Here is a 19,607-nt window from a genome sequence, read left to right as displayed (position 1 = left end):
CCTATCCTGTTATTGCGCCGCTTCAACTGCGGCGATCATACGAACCAAATCAACTGTTTCCGCCACGTCATGCACACGCAAAATGCACGCGCCCTTGGCCACCGCCAGCGCCGCCAGCGCCAAGCCACCCGCCAAGCGCTTATCCACCTCGCGCCCCAAGGCCTGACCAATCATGCTCTTGCGCGAAACACCCACCAGCAACGGCCGGGCAAAGCCGTGCAACACCTGCATATGCTTGAACAGACTCAGGTTGTGCTGCAGATTTTTAGCAAAGCCGAAGCCTGGATCCAGAATGATCCGCTCAGCGGCAATACCCGCCGCCGCGCACGCGGCCATGCGCTCAGCAAAGAAAGCCTGAACTTCAGCCAGCAAATCATCGTAATGGGGGTTCTTCTGCATAGTCTCAGGCTCGCCCTGCATGTGCATCAGGCACACCGGCAAACCACTTTCCGCCGCAGCCTGTAGGGCACCTTCACGGCGTAGCGAGCGCACGTCATTGATCAAGCCGGCGCCCAGGCGCGCACTCTCGCGCATCACCTGCGGGCACGAGGTATCCACCGAGATGATCACATCGAGCTCAGCGGCGATGGCCTCGACCACCGGCGCCACCCGCTGCAACTCTTCATCTGCAGAAACCTGCAACGCCCCCGGGCGCGTCGACTCGCCGCCGACATCAATCAGGCTGGCGCCTGCCGCAACCATTGCGGCAGCATGACGCAAGGCTTCATCGCGCTGGCGAAAGCGTCCACCGTCAGAGAAAGAATCAGGGGTGACATTAAGAATGCCCATCACCTGTGGATGGGCCAAATCCAAAACCCGATTGCCGCAAGGCAATCGGGTTGAGTACTGCACACTCATGAAAAGACCTTAGTGCTCGCCAGCCGGCCCGCCAATCGGCGTTTCCGGACGATCCGCCGACTCCGCGACAACAGGCTTGCCGGAAGAGCTTCCCGAACCACCCTGCCAGTCCTTCGGCTCGCGCGCGGGACGACCATTCATGATGTCGTCGATCTGCTCGGCGTCGATGGTTTCATACTTCATCAACGCTTCAGCCATGAGATCCAGCTTGTCGCGGTTATCTGCCAGGATCTGCTTGGCCGTGCCGTAGCAGTGATCAATCAGGCTGCGCACTTCCGAGTCGATCAGTTTGGCGGTATCCGCCGACACATTGCTGTGCTGACTGCCCATGCTGCGACCGAGGAACACTTCACCCTCTTCCTCCGCATACATCAGCGGACCGAGCTTTTCCGACAACCCCCACTTGGTCACCATGTTCTTCGCCAACTGCGTGGCGCGCATGATGTCGTTGGAGGCACCCGTAGTAACGCCATCAAAGCCCAGGGTCATTTCTTCAGCAATTCGCCCGCCAAACAGTGAGCAAATCTGGCTGGTCAGCGCACGCTTGGAGAGGCTGTAGCGATCTTCTTCCGGCAGGAACATGGTCACACCCAAGGCGCGACCACGGGGAATGATGGAGACCTTATAGACCGGATCGTGCTCAGGCACGATGCGCCCAACAATGGCGTGACCCGCCTCGTGATACGCCGTATTAAGCTTCTCTTTATCTGACATGACCATGGATTTGCGCTCGGCACCCATCATGATCTTGTCTTTGGCCAGCTCGAATTCTTTCATCTCGACCACACGCTTACCCGCACGCGCAGCGAACAGAGAAGCTTCGTTCACCAGGTTGGCCAGGTCCGCGCCCGAGAACCCAGGAGTACCGCGAGCAATCACTGCCGGCTCAACATCATCACCCATCGGCACCTTGCGCATGTGCACGGCCAGAATCTGCTCGCGACCACGGATATCGGGCAAGCCCACCACCACCTGACGGTCGAAGCGACCAGGGCGCAACAAAGCAGGGTCTAGCACGTCAGGACGGTTGGTAGCGGCGATCACGATGATGCCGTCATTCATCTCGAAGCCGTCCATCTCTACCAGCAACTGGTTGAGGGTCTGCTCGCGCTCGTCGTGACCACCACCCATGCCGGCGCCACGATGACGACCGACCGCATCGATTTCGTCGATGAAGATGATGCACGGCGCATGCTTCTTGGCCTGTTCGAACATGTCGCGCACGCGGCTGGCGCCGACACCAACGAACATCTCGACGAAATCAGAACCGGAAATAGTGAAGAACGGCACCTTGGCTTCACCCGCCACCGCTTTGGCCAGCAGAGTCTTACCGGTACCCGGTGAGCCGACCATCAGTACGCCACGAGGGATGCGACCACCCAGGCGCTGAAACTTGCCCGGATCACGCAGGAACTCAACCAGCTCGCTGACTTCTTCCTTGGCCTCATCGCAACCGGCAACGTCAGCAAACGTAGTCTTGACCTGATCTTCTGAGAGCAGGCGCGCCTTGCTCTTGCCGAAGCTCATCGGACCGCCTTTGCCGCCCGCACCGCCTTGCATCTGGCGCATGAAGAACATGACCACGGCGATCATTACCAGAATCGGGAAGCTGGCCACCAGCAGTTGCGTCCAGATGCTCTGCTGCTCTGGCTGCTTGCCGACGATGGCGACGTTGTTGTCCATCAGATCCTTGATCAGGCCGTTGTCGGCAATCGCCGGACGGACGATATCGAAGGTGTTGCCATCGATACTCTTGGCACTGATCAGATAGCCATCGACGGTGACTTCCTTGACCTTGCCTTCCTGTACCTGCTGGATGAACTCGGAATAATTGAGTTTGTGCGACTCAGGAGGACTGGAGAAATTGTTCATCACCGTGACCAGCACGGCAGCGATGATCAACCACAAGATCAGATTTTTTGCCATATCGTTCAATTAGCTACCCTCTGTAGCAGGCCGCGCGCTGGACCGTGCTTCGCATAACGGCTGGTTATTTACCCGCCTAACTTACTACACAAGCCGCGCTTCTGGCAGAAGCCGTCTGTAACCCTTTATGAAACATCCAGCGCACACAGCCTGCGAGCCTGCCACGAGCGCTTAGTTGTTGCCGCGAAATCCGCGGGCCAACAGGTACTGCTCACGGGAGCGGTCACGAGACGACAAGGGCTTACGCATTTGTACCTTGTCGAACATCGTGCGCACCTGCTTGTGGTACACATCAAAGCCTTCGCCCTGGAAAATCTTGATCAGGAAATCACCACCCGGGCGCAACACCTGCCCAGCCAGATCAAGGGCCAGCTCGCACAGGTACATCGCGCGCGCCTGATCGGCCAACTTCACACCACTCATATTGGGGGCCATGTCGGAAATAACAAGATCAACCGGATGATTACCGACCGCCTCAAGAATCTGCGCCAGCACCGACTCCTCCGTGAAGTCGCCTTGGATAAAGGTGACATCCGGAATGCTGTCCATCTCCAGAATATCCGAAGCGATCAGGCGCCCCTTATCCCCCAGCACCCGACTGGTCACCTGCGACCAGCCACCTGGGGCCGCGCCGAGATCGATCACGGTATTGCCCGGACGCAGGATGCGATCCTTCTCTTGAATTTCCAGCAGTTTGTAGCTGGCACGAGAGCGATAACCATCCTTCTGCGCCATTTTCACGTAGGGATCGTTGAAATGTTCTCTCAGCCAGTTCTGGCTAGTCTTGGAGCGGGCCACTGGGCACCTCAAAAATTTACGACAGTGATTAACTGGGCGGGTTCGGAGTGGCTCGGGTAAACTGACCGCCGCTTTTTACAAGATCAGACGCAGGGGTCAGATTATGGCGCTCACTCAAGAGCAGAAGAAACAATTCAAATCTATTGGCCACCACCTGAAACCGGTATTGATAGTGGCTGACAATGGTTTGACCGAAGGCGTGCTAGCCGAACTGGAGCGCGCACTCAGCGATCACGAACTGATCAAGGTGCAGCTGCGCATCACCGAACGCGATGCTCGCCTCGCCGCTATCGACGAACTGTGCAAGGCTTCGCACAGCGAATTGGCACAAGTAATTGGCAAGATGGCACTGATTTACCGCAAAAATCCCAAGGCCAACAAGCTGCTGTCCAACGTTAGCCGACACAGCTTCTAACCTCGCACCACGCTCAGTGGCGAGCCCCGCTCGCCCTGCCGCTCATCCCTGGCACTGGCTGCAGTACCAACAGCAGACCACACAACGCCAACACCAGATAACTGAACGACAACCAACGCAGCGCATCTGGCCACCAGTAATGCACGCCCAGGTAACTGGCCGCCATCACCTGCACCGTCAGCAGCAGTTGCCCGCGCATGTCGCGCCAGAGACTGCCAGCACCCTCCGCCTGCATCAGCACTACGCCCTGCAGCAGCGCACAGAAGGCCGCAAACCCCACCAGCAAAGGCGATAAAACCGCGGCCACCTCATCGACCAGCAGCGGCGCCAACCCTACTTTGGGCAACGCCGGCAGCACAACGAAGTGCAGCAACCATAGGCCGCCGACCCAGAACGTCTGAGCCAGCTGCCAACTGATGCTGCCGGCGCGCAGAGTGCCGGTATTAGAGATGACGAACCTCAATGATCTCGTACTCGACCACGCCGCTCGGCGTTTTCACCGTGACCACATCCCCTTCGTTCTTGCCCACCAGGGCGCGAGCGATGGGTGAGCCAACCGAGATCTTGCCGAGCTTAAAGTCAGCCTCGTCTTCACCGACGATGTGGTAGGTCACGCTTTCGTCGGTCTCGACGTTGGCGATTTCCACGGTGGTGCCAAAAATCACCTTGCCGGTATGGGCAATGGTGGTGACATCGATGACCACAGAGTTCTGCAGACGGCCTTCGATATCACGCACACGCGCCTCAACCATACCCTGCTGCTCACGAGCAGCGTGGTATTCGGCGTTTTCTTTAAGGTCACCCAACTCGCGCGCAGTACCGATGTCCTGGCTGAGTTTAGGGCGCACCACCTTGGTCAGGTGATGCAGCTCTTCTTCCAGGGCGCGGGCGCCCTGGACAGTCATTGGGTACTTGATCATCCCTTGATTCCTGCATGCAGATCCTGCAGCCGGCGCACGGTCTTCTCGGGACCAAACTTCAGCGCCTCACAGATTGCCGAACCCGCCGCCAAGGTGGTGGTGCAACAGATCTTGTGCTGCAGAGCGTTACGACGAATGGAGTAAGAGTCAGCAATCGACTGACGGCCTTCAGTGGTATTGATGATCAAGGTGACTTCGTCATTCTTGATCATGTCGACCACGTGCGGACGCCCTTCGGTGACCTTGTTCACGCGACGCACTGGCAAGCCAGCGGCCTCGATCATCTTCGCAGTGCCGGCAGTCGCCACCACTTCGAAGCCAAGATTAACCAGCTCACGCGCCAAATCAGCCACCAGTGGCTTGTCGTCATCGCGCACGCTGATAAAGGCACAACCGCTGTTCGGCAGAATCTCGCTGGCACCCAGCTGAGCCTTGGCAAACGCCTCGCCGAAGCTGTCGCCAACACCCATCACTTCACCGGTCGACTTCATTTCTGGGCCGAGGATCGGGTCCACACCCTGGAATTTGGCGAACGGGAACACCGCTTCCTTAACGCTGAAGAACGGCGGGATGATTTCTTTGGTGAAGCCGATTTCCGCCAGGGTCTTGCCCGCCATTACGCGTGCAGCAATCTTGGCCAGCGACTCACCGATGCACTTGGAGACGAACGGCACGGTACGCGAAGCGCGCGGGTTGACTTCAATAACGTAGATGTCCTCGCCCTGCACGGCCATCTGCACGTTCATCAGACCAACCACACCGAGCTCCAGGGCCATTTTCTTGACCTGGTCGCGGATCTCGTCCTGGATGTGCTTCGGCAGCGAGTACGGCGGCAGCGAGCACGCCGAGTCACCGGAGTGCACACCCGCTTGTTCGATGTGCTGCATGATCGCGCCGATAACCACTTGCTCGCCATCGCACACCGCGTCCACGTCCACTTCGATGGCGCAGTTGAGGAAGTGATCCAGCAATACCGGGCTGTCGTTGGAGACCTTCACAGCCTCACGCATGTAGCGACGCAGCTCTTCTTCCTCGTAGACGATTTCCATCGCCCGACCACCCAACACGTAGGATGGACGCACCACCAGCGGGTAGCCGATGGCCTTGGAGGCCGCCAGGGCTTCGTCTTCACTGCGAGCAGTGACGTTGGCCGGCTGACGCAGGTTGAGGCGCTGCACCATCTGCTGGAAGCGCTCGCGGTCTTCGGCGCGGTCGATGGCGTCAGGCGAGGTACCGATGATTGGCACGCCGGCCTCTTCCAAGGCACGGGCCAGTTTCAGCGGGGTCTGGCCGCCGTACTGGACGATGACGCCCTTAGGCTGCTCGACACGAACGATTTCCAGCACGTCTTCCAGGGTTACTGGCTCGAAGTACAGGCGATCGGAGGTGTCGTAGTCGGTCGATACGGTTTCCGGGTTGCAGTTGACCATGATGGTCTCGTAACCGTCTTCACGCATCGCCAGTGCCGCGTGCACGCAGCAGTAGTCGAACTCGATGCCCTGGCCGATACGGTTTGGCCCGCCACCGAGGATCATGATCTTGTCGCGGGTCGACGGATTGGCCTCGCACTCTTCCTCGTAGGTCGAGTACAGGTAAGCGGTGTCAGTAGCGAACTCGGCGGCGCAGGTGTCAACGCGCTTGTAGACCGGCAGCACTTTCAGCTTGTGGCGCTGGTTACGCAGGTTCTTCTCGGTCACACCCAGCAGCTTGGCCAGGCGCGCGTCGGAGAAGCCCTTGCGCTTGAGCTTGCGCATCAGGTCGTGATCGATCGACGCCAGACCCAGGGTCTTGATGTGCTCTTCGTCTTTGATCAGGTCTTCGATCTGCACCAGGAACCAGTGGTCGATCTTGGTCAGGGCGTAGATATCGTCGCAGCTCATGCCGGAACGGAATGCATCAGCCACATACCAGATGCGCTCGGCGCCCGGCACGGTCAGCTCGCGCTTGATGATGCTGGCGGCCTCAGGGTTGCTCGGCTCGACCTTCGGGTCGAAGCCGTTAACGCCCACTTCCAGACCGCGCAGGGCTTTCTGCAGCGATTCCTGGAAGGTACGGCCGATGGCCATCACTTCACCCACAGATTTCATCTGGGTGGTCAGGCGCGCATCGGCCTTGGGGAATTTCTCAAAGGCAAAACGCGGCAGCTTGGTCACCACGTAGTCGATGGCCGGCTCGAAGGACGCTGGCGTACGGCCGCCAGTGATGTCGTTCTGCAGCTCGTCGAGGGTGTAACCCACGGCCAGCTTGGCGGCGATCTTAGCGATCGGGAAACCGGTGGCTTTGGAGGCCAGTGCCGAGGAACGCGACACGCGCGGGTTCATCTCGATCACGACCATGCGGCCGGTTTCCGGGCAGATACCAAACTGCACGTTGGAGCCGCCGGTTTCCACGCCGATCTCGCGCAATACCGCCAGGGAGGCGTTACGCAGGATCTGGTATTCCTTGTCGGTCAGGGTTTGCGCAGGGGCCACGGTGATCGAGTCACCGGTGTGCACGCCCATCGGGTCGAAGTTTTCGATGGCGCAAACGATGATGCAGTTGTCGTTCTTGTCTCGAACGACCTCCATCTCGTATTCCTTCCAGCCGATCAGGGATTCGTCGATCAGCAGCTCATTGGTCGGCGACAGGTCCAGACCGCGGGCGCAGATCTCTTCGAACTCTTCACGGTTGTAAGCGATGCCGCCGCCGGTGCCGCCCATGGTGAAAGACGGACGAATGATGCACGGGAAGCCGACTTTTTCGAGTACGCCGTAGGCTTCTTCCATGTCGTGGGCGATACCGGAAACCGGGCACGCCAGACCGATGTCTTTCATCGCCTTGTCGAAGCGCGAGCGATCTTCAGCCTTGTCGATGGTGTCGGCGTTGGCGCCGATCATTTCCACGCCGAACTTTTCCAGAATGCCGTGGCGCTCCAGGTCCAGTGCGCAGTTCAGCGCCGTCTGGCCGCCCATGGTCGGCAGCAGCGCGTCCGGGCGCTCCTTCTCGATGATCTTGGCCACGGTGGACCACTTGATCGGCTCGATGTAGGTGGCGTCCGCCATGGCCGGGTCGGTCATGATGGTGGCCGGATTGGAGTTCACCAGGATGACCCGGTAACCCTCTTCGCGCAGGGCTTTACAAGCCTGGGCGCCGGAGTAGTCGAATTCGCAGGCCTGGCCGATAACGATAGGGCCGGCGCCGAGGATCAGGATACTTTTAATGTCTGTACGTTTTGGCATGTGCTTACTCTCGAATCCTTTGGTCAGTCGGCGGGCTTAACGGCGCTTGGCCATGGCTTCGATAAAACGATCGAACAGCGGCGCGACATCCATCGGCCCCGGGCTGGCTTCCGGGTGACCCTGGAAGCTGAACGCGTCCTTGTCGGTGCGCTCGATACCCTGCAGGGTCCCGTCGAACAGCGACTTGTGGGTGGCGCGCAGATTGGCTGGCAGGCTGCTTTCTTCCACGGCGAAACCGTGGTTCTGGCTGGTGATCATCACCACACTGGTTTTCAGGTCTTGCACCGGGTGGTTGGCACCGTGGTGACCATGACCCATTTTCACGGTCTTGGCGCCGGAGGCCAGGGCCAGCAACTGGTGACCGAGGCAGATACCGAATACCGGAATATCGGTTTCCAGCACGTCCTTGATCGCCTGAATCGCGTAGTCGCACGGTTCAGGGTCGCCAGGGCCGTTGGACAGGAACACACCATCCGGGTTCAGCGCCAGCACGTCACTGGCCGGGGTTTGTGCCGGCACCACGGTCAGGCGGCAGCCGCGATCCACCAGCATGCGCAGGATGTTCAGCTTGACGCCGAAATCGTAGGCGACCACGTGGTACGGCAGTTCGCTGGCAGCAATTTCCGGATGGCTGTCGGTCTGCAGGTTCCAGACACTGGAGCGCCACTCGTAGCGCTCAGTGGAGCTGACGACTTTGGCCAGATCCATGCCTTTCAGGCCTGGGAAGCTGCGCGCCAGTTCCAGTGCTTTCTCTTCAGTGGCATCCGCACCGACCAGAATGCAGCCATTCTGTGCGCCTTTCTCACGCAGGATGCGGGTCAGGCGACGGGTATCGAGACCGGCGATCGCCACAGTACCGTGCTCTTTCAGGTACTCGTCCAGTGGCTGTTTGTTACGCCAGTTGCTGGCAATCAGCGGCAGATCACGAATGATCAGGCCGGCGGCCCAGACGCGGTTGGACTCGGCATCTTCCGGCGTAGTGCCGGTGTTGCCGATGTGCGGGTAGGTCAGGGTGACGATTTGCTGGGCATAGGAAGGATCGGTGAGGATTTCCTGATAGCCGGTCATTGCGGTGTTAAACACCACTTCACCAACGGTTTGCCCGTCAGCTCCAATGGATTCGCCGCGAAAAATGCTGCCATCAGCAAGGGCGAGAATGGCTGGCTTACTCAAGAAAACCTCCGTCGATCAAAGCGTGAAGCAAACGCAGATTGTAAAAAAGCGGGATGACGTACCAACCGTCACCCCGCTTCTTTATCTGATTCATTCTGCGTAACTTTTAGTGGACATACTAAAGCTGTAGCTTACAGGAAAGCCCTCTCGCGGTCCAACCCAAAGACAAGCAAGTTCAGTGACTCAGCGCAAACCCAGCACATCCTGCATGTCGTAGAGGCCCGCCGCACGCCCATCCAACCACAAGGCCGAGCGCACCGCGCCTTTGGCAAAGGTCATCCGACTGGAAGCTTTATGGGTGATTTCCACCCGCTCGCCATCCGCAGCAAACAGCACGGTATGGTCACCGACCACATCGCCAGCACGCACCGTGGCAAAGCCAATGGTCTCGCGCTCGCGGGCACCGGTCTGGCCTTCACGGCCATACACCGCCACTTTTTGCAGATCGCGCCCCAAGGCATTGGCCACCACTTCACCCATGCGCAGCGCCGTACCGGATGGCGCATCAACCTTGTGCCGGTGGTGCGCTTCGATGATTTCGATATCGACCTCATCGCCCAGCACTCGCGCGGCGGTATCGAGCAGCTTCAGGCACAGGTTGACGCCGACGCTGTAGTTGGCGGCAAACACAATCGGAATGTCCTTGGCAGCCTGCTCCAGCAGCAGCTTTTCAGCCACGGAAAAACCGGTCGTGCCAATTACCATGGCCTTGCCCGCCTGGCGACAGACTTCAAGGTTTTTCAGGGTGACTGACGGATGGGTAAAGTCGATCAACACATCGAACTGCTCGACCACAGCCTGCAGATCACCCGCGAGGGTCAAGCCCAGGCGACCGACGCCTGCCAACTCACCCACATCAGCGCCCACCAGGGTGCTGTCCGGACGATCAATCGCCGCGCTCAAGCTCGCATCCGCGGCCTGCTGCACCGCTTCGATCAGGGTTTTGCCCATGCGCCCAGCGGCGCCCATCACTGCAATACGTTGCATAACTCTCAGCTCCAAGCCCAAGGCTTAACGCCGCACGCTCCGGGTGGCAGGCCGTGACCCACCACCCGCAACCCACAGCTGCGAATTACAAATCGCCGAAGAAACGCTTCACACCCTCAAACCAGCCATTGGCCTTCGGCGAGTGCGAGCTATCGCCAGCCAGCGACTGACGGAACTCTTCCAGCAATTCGCGCTGGCGCTTGTCCAGGTGCACTGGTGTTTCCACGGCCACCCGACACATCAGGTCGCCCGCACCACCGCCGCGCACTGGCGCCACGCCTTTGCCACGCAAACGGAACAGCTTGCCGGTTTGCGTGCCTTCCGGAATTTTCAACTTGACCCGACCATCCAGCGTCGGCACTTCCAGCTCGCCACCCAAGGCTGCATCGGCAAAGCTGATCGGCACGTCGCAATACAGGTGCTTGCCGTCACGCTGGAAGATCGCGTGCTCGCGCACATTGACCACCACATACAGGTCGCCTGCCGGCCCACCCAACGTGCCCGCCTCGCCTTCGCCGGTCAGACGAATGCGGTCGCCGGTGTCGACGCCTGGCGGCACCTTGACCGACAGGGTCTTCTGCTCTTCGACACGGCCTTGGCCATGACAGCTGGTGCACGGATCGGAAATCATCTTGCCGCTGCCGTGGCAACGCGGGCAGGTCTGCTGCACCGAAAAGAAGCCCTGCTGCATACGCACCTGGCCGATACCACCACAGGTGGTACAGGTCACCGGACTGGTGCCCTTCTTGGCACCCGAGCCATCGCACGGCTTGCAATTGACCAGGGTCGGCACGCGAATGGTCACCGTAGTGCCACGCACTGCCTCTTCCAGATCCAGCTCCAGGGTGTAACGCAGGTCGCTGCCACGCTGGGCACCGCCACGCTGACCGCCGCGCTGACCACCAAAGAAGTCACTGAACACGTCGCCAAAAATGTCGGAGAAGTTCGCCCCGCCACCGCCGCCGCCACCCATTTGCGGGTCGACACCGGCATGACCGTACTGATCGTAAGCCGCACGCTTGCTGGCATCGGACAATACTTCGTAGGCCTCATTGGCCTCTTTGAACTTCTCTTCCGACGCTTTATCGTCGGGATTGCGGTCCGGGTGATGCTTCATTGCCAGGCGGCGATAGGCCTTCTTCAGCTCCGCCTCGCTGGCGCCGCGCTCGACACCCAGAACTTCATAAAAATCACGCTTGGCCATAAGTTTTTCGCACTCTTAAATCGTCTACCCCAGACACGCCAACGCGGGAGCAAGCTCCCGCGCGGCGAATCCAGCTAATGTCCTTGACCTAAAAAGCCGCTCAAGGCAGCAGCCGCTCCAGGCGGCCTGCCGTATTACCCACATCCCTGTGGGTCACCAGCTAAGGCTTACTTGTTGTCTTTGACTTCTTCGAACTCGGCATCAACCACGTCGTCCGCGCCCGCTGCTTCTTCTGCACCCTGAGCGGCACCACCGGCTTGCTGTGGCTGCTCGGCGTACATTTTCTGCGCCAGCGGTGTTGTCGCTTCCGACAGAGCGCTCATCTTCGCTTCGATTTCAGCCTTGTCGTCGCCTTTAACGGCTACTTCCAGGGCACTCAATGCGGTTTCGATGGCCGCTTTCTCATCGGCAGTGGCCTTATCGCCAGCCTCAGTGATCATCTTGCGAGTGGCATGCACCAACTGGTCGCCCTGGTTGCGTGCGGTCGCCAGCTCTTCGAACTTACGATCTTCTTCAGCGTTGACTTCAGCATCACGAACCATCTGCTGAATTTCTTCCTCAGACAGACCGGAGTTGGCCTTGATCACGATCGACTGGGTCTTGCCGGTCGCCTTGTCTTTCGCGCCGACATGCAGGATGCCGTTGGCGTCGATATCGAAGGTTACTTCGATCTGCGGTACGCCACGCGGAGCCGGCGGAATCTCGGCCAGGTCGAATTTACCCAAGGACTTGTTGCCGCTGGCTTGCTTACGCTCGCCCTGCAGCACGTGAATGGTCACGGCGCCTTGGTTATCGTCAGCAGTCGAGAACACTTGCGATTTCTTGGTCGGAATCGTGGTGTTTTTCTCGATCAGCGCGGTCATCACACCACCCATGGTTTCGATACCCAGGGTCAGCGGGCTAACGTCGAGCAGCAATACGTCTTTCACATCACCCGACAATACCGCGCCCTGGATAGCAGCACCCATGGCCACTGCTTCGTCCGGGTTAACGTCTTTACGCGCCTCTTTACCGAAGAAATCGGTTACCAGCTTCTGCACCAACGGCATACGAGTCTGGCCACCGACCAGAATCACGTCGTTGATCGCGCCAACGTCGATACCGGCGTCTTTCAACGCGATACGGCAAGGCTCGATGGTGCGCTGCACCAGGTCTTCAACCAGCGACTCCAGCTTGGCGCGGGAGATTTTCACGTTCAAGTGCTTAGGACCGGTGGCATCTGCAGTGATGTACGGCAGGTTGACGTCGGTCTGCTGGCTCGAAGACAGCTCAATCTTGGCTTTTTCAGCGGCTTCTTTCAGGCGCTGCATGGCCAGCGGATCACCCTTGAGGTTCATGCCGCTTTCTTTCTTGAACTCGTCGACAAGGTAGTCGATCAGACGAATGTCGAAGTCTTCACCACCGAGGAAGGTGTCGCCGTTGGTGGCCAACACTTCGAACTGGTGCTCGCCATCGACTTCAGCGATCTCGATCACCGACACGTCGAAAGTACCGCCACCCAGGTCATAAACGATCACAGTGTGGTCGCCTTTGGCCTTGTCCATACCGTAAGCCAGCGCAGCCGCAGTCGGCTCGTTGATGATGCGCTTAACGTCCAGACCGGCAATGCGGCCGGCGTCTTTGGTGGCCTGACGCTGGCTGTCGTTGAAGTAGGCCGGCACGGTAATCACCGCTTCGGTCACTGGCTCGCCGAGGTAGTCTTCGGCGGTTTTCTTCATCTTCTTCAGAATTTCAGCCGAAATTTGTGGCGGGGCCATTTTCTGATCATTGACCGCTACCCAGGCGTCACCGTTGTCAGCCTTGACGATCTTGTACGGCACCATTTCGATGTCTTTCTGTACAACGCTTTCTTCAAAACGGCGGCCAATCAGACGCTTCACCGCGTACAGGGTGTTGTGCGGATTGGTTACAGCCTGACGCTTGGCCGACTGGCCAACCAGAATTTCGCCGTCGTTGGCATACGCAATGATCGACGGAGTGGTGCGTGCACCTTCGGCGTTCTCGATAACTTTAGCGACGCCGTTTTCCAGAACCGAGACGCAGGAGTTGGTAGTCCCCAGGTCGATACCAATAATTTTGCCCATTCTTAACTCTCCCAAAATTTTGAATTTCCGCGACTCGGGTTTACCGATCGCGGCAGCACTTAATCGCTTGTACTAATAGATGGGGGCCGGCTGGCGAATTTCAAGCCTGCTCATCAATCGACGGTGGCGCCTCAGTCGGAGCCTTGCTGACCACAACCATGGCCGGGCGCAACAGACGACCGCTCAGCAGATAGCCTTTCTGGAACACTTTGAGCACGCTGTTCGGCTCAACATGTGGACTTTCCTGCAGCGCCATAGCCTGATGATGCTCGGCATTAAACGGTGCGCCGTGTGGATCAAGCGCCTCGATGCTGAAACGGCGGAAGGTGTCCTGCAGCAGCTTAAGGGTCAGCTCCATGCCTTCGCGCACCGGCTTGATCGCCTCATCGTCCGCGCTGGTCAGTTCAATGCCACGCTCCAGGCTGTCGACAACCGGCAACAGATCGCTGGCGAATTTTTCCAGGGCGAACTTGTGCGCCTTTTCAACGTCCTGCTCGGCACGGCGACGCACGTTCTGCATATCAGCCAACACGCGCAGGGCTTGATCCTGGGCCGCTGCCAGCTGCTCCTCAAGGGCGTGCACGCGCGCCACCAGGTCATCACCCGCTGCCTCAGCAACATTCGCCTCAAAGGCCTGCGGATCCAGGTTCTGTTCGTCAGCCATGCGTTCCTCCTGTGATAAACAATGGCGAGTCAGCGCTCGCACTTCTGCCTTCTATATGGGGACAGATTTTGCAGCTTCAAGGGCGAGCAAGGATTGTCAGGCGCAAACAAAACACTGTATAAATAACCAGACACAGGCCTGGGAGCGCCCACCATGCTGGTACATCTTTCTGTTCACAACTACGCCATCGTCGAACACCTCGACCTCGAGCTGAACGCCGGCATGTCGGTGATAACCGGCGAAACCGGCGCCGGCAAATCGATCATGCTCGACGCCCTAGGCTTGGCCCTGGGCGATCGTGCCGACAGCGGCGTGGTGCGCCCAGGCGCCGACAAGGCCGACATTCTCGCCAGCTTCGACCTGGCCGCCATCCCCGAAGCCCGCCAGTGGCTGAGCGAGCGCGACCTAGACAACGACGGCCCGTGCATCCTGCGCCGGGTGATCACCACCGAAGGCCGTTCGCGCAGCTACATCAACGGCTCGCCCTGCCCCCAAGGCGACCTCAAGGCCCTTGGCGAACTGCTGATCGACATCCACAACCAGCACGAACACCAATCCCTGCTTAAACCTGACACCCACCGCCGCCTGCTGGATGAATATGCCGGCAGCCAGGAGCTGGCGCGCCAGGTGCAACTGGCCGCCCAACGCTGGCGCCAGACCCGTCAGGAGCTGGAGCGCCTGGCCAATGCCGGCGACGAACAACGCGCGCGTCATCAGTTGCTCAGCTACCAGCTTGAGGAACTCGACAATCTGGCCCTCGGCGACAATGAGCTGCCGCAACTGGAGCAAGACCACAAAGCCCTGGCCAACGCAGAAAGCCTGCTCAGCGCCTGCCGCCTGGTACTGGAGCAATGCAGCGAGCACGACGGCGGCAACGTGCTGTCCGCCCTGACGTCCAGCCTGCAGCGCCTGAGCCCATTCAACAGCCCACCTGGCGCCCTTAGCGAAGCCGTAAACCTGCTGGCCAGCGCCCAAATTCAGGTCGAGGAAGCCGTTGGCGAGCTGAACCGCTTTCTCGACCATTTCGACGCCGACCCAGCCCGCCAGCAACAACTGGAAGAGCGCCTGGACAGCATCTACACCCTGGCCCGCAAACACCGTATCCAGCCCAGCGAACTCGGCGCCCTGCAACAGCAACTGTTTGATGAACTGGAAAGCCTGAATGCCGACGACCAGGCTTGCGAGCGCCTGAGCAGTGAGCTGGCTGCTTACGCCCGCCACTATCAGGACAAGGCCGCCGAACTCAGCCAACTGCGTCAAGACGCTGCCAGCCAGTTGGCCACCGCCGTAGAAGGCGAAATCCAGCGCCTGGGCATGCCTGGCGGGCGCTTCACTATCGAACTGCGGGCAACTGCTCACGCCGAACCCCACCCCCACGGGCAAGAGCAGGTGGAATTACTGGTCAGCGCCAACCCCGGCCAGCCGCTCAAACCCTTGGCCAAGGTGGCCTCAGGCGGCGAACTGTCACGCATCAGCCTGGCAATTCAGGTCATCACCGCGCAGACATCGCGGGTGCCGACCCTGGTATTCGACGAAGTCGACGTTGGCATCGGTGGCCCCACCGCCGAAGTGGTTGGCCAGCTATTGCGCCGACTGGGTGAACGCGGCCAGGTCTTGACCGTCACCCACTTGCCGCAAGTGGCCGCCCAGGGCCATCACCACCTGTTCGTGCACAAAGCCCGTGGCAGCGATGCCACCCGCACCGCCGTAGCCCATCTGCAAGACAGCGACCGCATTGAGGAAATCGCCCGCATGCTTGGCGGCGTCGATCTCACCAGCGAATCCCTGGCCCATGCCCGCAAGATGGTGAGCACGGCACAAAGCTAAACGCCGCCGCGAACCCAGAATGCAAAAAGGCGACCCTGAGGTCGCCTTTTTGCCATTACACCAGCGCTTACTTTTTCTTGCGTACGTAGAGCACCAAATTGTGGTCTACCAGCTCAAAACCGTGCTCGCTAACAATCTCTTTCTGGCGCTTTTCGATTTCGGCATCAATGAATTCGATCACCTCACCGCTTTCCACGCAGACCATATGGTCGTGGTGACCGCCGTCAGCCAGTTCGAACACGGCATGGCCGCCATCAAAATTGTGGCGCACCACCAAACCCGCGGCCTCGAACTGCGTCAGCACGCGATAAACCGTGGCCAGGCCGACGTCCTCGCCCGATTCCATCAGCGCCTTGTACACATCTTCCGCACTCATGTGGCGATGCTCGGCGGAGTCGAGCATCTGCAAAATCTTGACCCGCGGCAGGGTCACTTTCAGGCCAACTTTACGTAGCTCGCTATTTTCAACCATGGTCAGCTTTCTCACGGATGCTGCTTCGCAGCTTCCTTTAATGCGGGTATGATCGGGGTTTACATTGCCCAGCCAAGATAGTGGAAGTCACCCACCGATGCAAAACACCAAGCTCCTGCTTACCAGCCTGACGTTCGCCGGACTGTTCGCACTCGCCGGTTGTTCATTCCCCGGGGTTTATAAAATCGACATTCAACAGGGCAATGTCGTAACGCAAGACATGATAGACCAGTTGAAGCCCGGAATGACCCGACGCCAAGTGCGGTTTATCATGGGCAATGCCCTGATCAGCGACACTTTCCACGCCGATCGCCTGGACTACCTCTACAGCATCCAACCAGGCGGCGGTCAGCGTCTACAGGAGCATGTGAGCATTTTCTTCAACGAAAGTGATCAACTGGTAGGCCTGTCTGGCGACTTCATGCCCGGCGTCAGCCGTGACGAGGCCATTCTTGGCCAGCCGTCCAGCGAGCCAGGTACGTCGCCCAAGGCAGAAGCCAAAGCCCCTACAGAGCCTGAAGCCGCGCCAGCACCTGGCTCACTGCTAGAAAAAATCCAGCGTGAAGTGGACAACGTCGAGACCGTACCGGTACCTACGCCCGAGCCGCTGGAAACCTCGCCGCAGTAACTCTGCCGCGCAATAAAAAACCCGGAAAATCCGGGTTTTTTATTGCCTTGTGCAAAGCGCCTTCAGCCCTCACCGGCCTTGGCTTGCGCCGCCTTGGCTGCGCGCTGTTTGCGCACTTCCTTCGGATCAGCCAGAAGCGGCCGGTAGATTTCTACCCGTTCACCCTCCTCTAGTACCCGCTCCTGGGGCTTGCTCACGGCCTTGCCGAAAATCCCCAAGGGACAGGTCGCCAGGTCCAGACCGGGAAAATGTGCCGCCATCCCCGAGCGCTCGGCCGCTTCGCGCAACGTGGTGCCCGCTGGCACCTGCAGACGCAGCAGCTTTTGCTTGTCCGCCAGGGCATAGACCACCTCGATCACAATCATCGACTTATCCATGCAGCTGTTTCACCCGCTGACAAAAGGCATCCACCAAAGTATTGGCAGCCTGATTGAACAACGGCCCCAACGTGGCTTTGACCAAGGGGCCAGCATAATCGAAGGACAAATCCAGGCTGATCTTGCAGGCCTGCTCACCCAACGCCTTGAATTCCCAGACCCCATTCAACTGGGTAAAGGGCCCTTCTTCCAGATTCATCTCGATGCGCTGCCCAGGCTGCAACTGATTACGGGTGACGAAGCGCTGGCTCAGGCCGCCCTTGGCGATGACCAAGCGAGCGAGCATCTGCACCTCACTGACTTCCAGCACTTCGGTGGCCGAACACCACGGCAGAAACTCCGGGTAGCGGGCCACGTCATTGACCAGGCCATAAAGAACCGCCGCCGGGTAGGGCAACAGGGCGGAACGCAGAATACGAGTCGTCATGCAGATCTCACTTGAACAATGGCGCAGCGAACGGGCTGGCGCCAGGACTGCCGGCAGAGGCGCGACGGACACACCCCGCAACAACACCGAGGCCAGCGCCACACCGACATATCCAACCGACAGCTTCAGCCACAACCAATAACAGCGCGCATTGTCCGGGTTTCCTCTGCCCCTCTCAAGGGCCTGCCTTCGCCGTAGCCGCGCAGCCCGCGACTGCCTATAATGCCGCCCCTATGGCCAAGCAAAAGAAACACCCGCAGGGCACCATTGCCCAAAACAAGAAAGCCCGTCACGACTACTTCATCGAACACAAGTTCGAGGCTGGTCTGGTTCTGGCTGGCTGGGAAGTTAAAAGCCTGCGTGCCGGCAAGGCGCAGTTGGTAGACAGCTACGTGCTGTTGAAAAATGACGAAGCCTGGTTGATCGGCTGCCACATCACGCCGCTGACCGCCGCCTGCACCCACGTCATCGCCGACCCCTTGCGCACGCGCAAACTGCTGCTCAACCGCCGCGAGCTGGAGAAGCTGACCACCGCAGTGCAGCAGAAGGGCTACGCCTGCGTCGCCTTGTCGATCTACTGGAAGCAGCACCTAATCAAGTGCGAGATCGGCCTGGGCAAAGGCAAGAAGGAATACGACAAGCGCCACACCGAGAAGGAACGCGACTCCGATCGCGAACTTCATCGCGCCGTGCGCACCAAGGGTAAAGAAGACTGATCATGCGTGCGCGACCCTGGTCGCGCACAGCCTGAGCCCCTCGCTACAAACCCTGCCGCCGCTGCGCTCGCGCCGTGCGCTGAGCTTCCTGACCGACCTCCGCCAGCACCTCCTGCACATAATCGATATGCCGGTTGGAGATCTGCCGTGCCAGCTCGGCCTGGCCGTCGATAATCGCCGCGTATAACTCGCCATGCTGCTGCATCAGCATCTCGCGGGTTTCGCTGCGCTGGGCGTACATACCGCCGATATTGGTCAGCACATTGCGCTTAAGCAGGTCGAACAGGGCGCGAATGGTGTGCAGCAACACGGCATTGTGGCTGGCCTCGGCAATCGCCAGGTGAAAGCGCGCATCGGCAGCGCCCTCCTGTGCACGGGTGACCTTGCCGATCCCGGCGTAGCACTGCTGCAATTCCTCGAAGGCCTCGCGCAAGCGCTCACGGTCAAGCTCGGTGGCGCGCTGCGCCGCATAGAAGGCGCAAGAACCTTCCAGCGTATGGCGAAACTCCAACAGATCGCGCTGCGCCTCCGGGCTGCTCTCCAACAAATGCAGCAAAGGGTCGCTGAACGTTGCACCCAGCCCCTCGGCGACATAGTTGCCACCGCCCTGACGGCTGACCAGCAAGCCTTTGGCAACCAGCTTCTGGATCGCCTCGCGCAGTGACGGCCGTGACACGCCAAAGCGTTCCGCCAACGCCCGCTCGGCCGGCAGGCGCTCACCGGTCTTCAACGAGCCCTCCAAAATCAGCGCTTCCAGCTGACTGACGATGTCATCCGACAAGCGGCGCTGATTGATCGGTGCAAAACCCATAACCCACTCCAAAACGGCGTCGCAGACAGCCAGGCAGCAACACGACGACTTAATTCCAGCTCAGCCACCAGCCTAAACAGCCGGCCGACGCCCGACAAGCGA

At 59.5% G+C, this 19,607-nt stretch carries 19 protein-coding genes; 4 read left to right on the top strand and 15 right to left on the bottom strand.

What is annotated here, in order from left to right:
* Positions 1-9: 9 nt before the first annotated feature.
* From folP to rlmE, 3 genes are all read right to left on the bottom strand, one after another.
* A complete protein-coding gene (folP, locus tag AC56DI_RS06810; protein ID WP_496345473.1) occupies positions 10-858 on the bottom strand; it encodes a dihydropteroate synthase in 849 nt (282 codons plus the stop codon).
* A gap of 9 nt (positions 859-867) precedes the next feature.
* Positions 868-2,784: an ATP-dependent zinc metalloprotease FtsH gene (ftsH, locus tag AC56DI_RS06805; protein WP_324519874.1), complete on the bottom strand. Its 1,917-nt coding sequence runs from the start codon at positions 2,782-2,784 to the stop codon at positions 868-870.
* A gap of 171 nt (positions 2,785-2,955) precedes the next feature.
* Positions 2,956-3,582 (bottom strand): 23S rRNA (uridine(2552)-2'-O)-methyltransferase RlmE, encoded by a 627-nt coding sequence (rlmE, locus tag AC56DI_RS06800; RefSeq protein ID WP_496345472.1) that lies wholly within the window; start codon positions 3,580-3,582, stop codon positions 2,956-2,958.
* 103 nt (positions 3,583-3,685) lie between these two features.
* Here rlmE and AC56DI_RS06795 point away from each other — a divergent pair, with 103 nt between their 5' ends.
* Entirely contained in the window at positions 3,686-3,997 is a 312-nt protein-coding gene (locus AC56DI_RS06795; RefSeq protein ID WP_324519876.1) for a YhbY family RNA-binding protein, read from the top strand.
* A 13-nt stretch (positions 3,998-4,010) separates the two neighbouring features.
* Here AC56DI_RS06795 and AC56DI_RS06790 read toward each other — a convergent pair whose 3' ends face one another.
* The 8 genes from AC56DI_RS06790 to grpE all read right to left on the bottom strand — a co-directional run bounded on the left by AC56DI_RS06790 (position 4,011) and on the right by grpE (position 14,247).
* Entirely contained in the window at positions 4,011-4,430 is a 420-nt protein-coding gene (locus AC56DI_RS06790) for a DUF4149 domain-containing protein (RefSeq protein WP_496345820.1), read from the bottom strand.
* Positions 4,431-4,440: 10 nt separating this feature from the next.
* Positions 4,441-4,917, bottom strand: a complete 477-nt coding sequence (greA, locus tag AC56DI_RS06785; RefSeq protein WP_324519877.1) for a transcription elongation factor GreA — start codon at positions 4,915-4,917, stop codon at positions 4,441-4,443.
* A complete protein-coding gene (carB, locus tag AC56DI_RS06780; RefSeq protein ID WP_324519878.1) occupies positions 4,914-8,135 on the bottom strand; it encodes a carbamoyl-phosphate synthase large subunit in 3,222 nt (1,073 codons plus the stop codon). Before carB ends, greA begins: the two co-directional genes overlap by 4 nt.
* Before the next feature lie 36 nt (positions 8,136-8,171).
* Complete coding sequence (gene carA, locus AC56DI_RS06775) at positions 8,172-9,308, bottom strand: glutamine-hydrolyzing carbamoyl-phosphate synthase small subunit (RefSeq protein WP_324519879.1); 1,137 nt, start codon at positions 9,306-9,308, stop codon at positions 8,172-8,174.
* Positions 9,309-9,491: 183 nt separating this feature from the next.
* Complete coding sequence (gene dapB, locus AC56DI_RS06770) at positions 9,492-10,295, bottom strand: 4-hydroxy-tetrahydrodipicolinate reductase (protein WP_324519880.1); 804 nt, start codon at positions 10,293-10,295, stop codon at positions 9,492-9,494.
* Positions 10,296-10,380: 85 nt separating this feature from the next.
* Positions 10,381-11,499: a molecular chaperone DnaJ gene (gene dnaJ / locus AC56DI_RS06765; RefSeq protein ID WP_496345471.1), complete on the bottom strand. Its 1,119-nt coding sequence runs from the start codon at positions 11,497-11,499 to the stop codon at positions 10,381-10,383.
* Positions 11,500-11,666: 167 nt separating this feature from the next.
* Entirely contained in the window at positions 11,667-13,583 is a 1,917-nt protein-coding gene (gene dnaK, locus AC56DI_RS06760; RefSeq protein ID WP_496345470.1) for a molecular chaperone DnaK, read from the bottom strand.
* A 100-nt stretch (positions 13,584-13,683) separates the two neighbouring features.
* A complete protein-coding gene (grpE, locus tag AC56DI_RS06755) occupies positions 13,684-14,247 on the bottom strand; it encodes a nucleotide exchange factor GrpE (protein WP_496345469.1) in 564 nt (187 codons plus the stop codon).
* A gap of 153 nt (positions 14,248-14,400) precedes the next feature.
* Between grpE and recN the strand changes: the two genes are divergently transcribed.
* Complete coding sequence (gene recN, locus AC56DI_RS06750; protein WP_496345468.1) at positions 14,401-16,074, top strand: DNA repair protein RecN; 1,674 nt, start codon at positions 14,401-14,403, stop codon at positions 16,072-16,074.
* 67 nt (positions 16,075-16,141) lie between these two features.
* Here the strand turns inward: recN and fur are convergent, their stop codons facing one another.
* Positions 16,142-16,546, bottom strand: a complete 405-nt coding sequence (fur, locus tag AC56DI_RS06745; protein ID WP_496345467.1) for a ferric iron uptake transcriptional regulator — start codon at positions 16,544-16,546, stop codon at positions 16,142-16,144.
* Between the two features lie 97 nt (positions 16,547-16,643).
* Between fur and AC56DI_RS06740 the strand changes: the two genes are divergently transcribed.
* Entirely contained in the window at positions 16,644-17,174 is a 531-nt protein-coding gene (locus AC56DI_RS06740; protein ID WP_496345466.1) for an outer membrane protein assembly factor BamE, read from the top strand.
* 62 nt (positions 17,175-17,236) lie between these two features.
* Here AC56DI_RS06740 and AC56DI_RS06735 read toward each other — a convergent pair whose 3' ends face one another.
* A complete protein-coding gene (locus AC56DI_RS06735) occupies positions 17,237-17,551 on the bottom strand; it encodes an RnfH family protein (RefSeq protein ID WP_496345465.1) in 315 nt (104 codons plus the stop codon).
* Positions 17,544-17,978 (bottom strand): type II toxin-antitoxin system RatA family toxin, encoded by a 435-nt coding sequence (locus AC56DI_RS06730; protein ID WP_422589260.1) that lies wholly within the window; start codon positions 17,976-17,978, stop codon positions 17,544-17,546. The genes AC56DI_RS06735 and AC56DI_RS06730 overlap by 8 nt, the downstream gene beginning before the upstream one ends.
* Before the next feature lie 233 nt (positions 17,979-18,211).
* On the opposite strand from AC56DI_RS06730, the gene smpB reads away from it, so the two are divergent.
* Positions 18,212-18,694 carry an SsrA-binding protein SmpB gene (smpB, locus tag AC56DI_RS06725; RefSeq protein ID WP_496345464.1) on the top strand — a complete coding sequence of 161 codons (483 nt, stop codon included), beginning with the start codon at positions 18,212-18,214 and terminating at the stop codon, positions 18,692-18,694.
* 43 nt (positions 18,695-18,737) lie between these two features.
* Here the strand turns inward: smpB and AC56DI_RS06720 are convergent, their stop codons facing one another.
* Positions 18,738-19,505, bottom strand: a complete 768-nt coding sequence (locus tag AC56DI_RS06720) for an FCD domain-containing protein (RefSeq protein ID WP_422589261.1) — start codon at positions 19,503-19,505, stop codon at positions 18,738-18,740.
* Positions 19,506-19,607 lie beyond the last annotated feature (102 nt).

This window comes from Pseudomonas sp. BGA-UO-ETr-WB11, from assembly GCF_059567785.1.
Note: the sequence above shows the minus strand (reverse complement) of the source record. Positions and strands in the feature narration are given on the sequence as shown.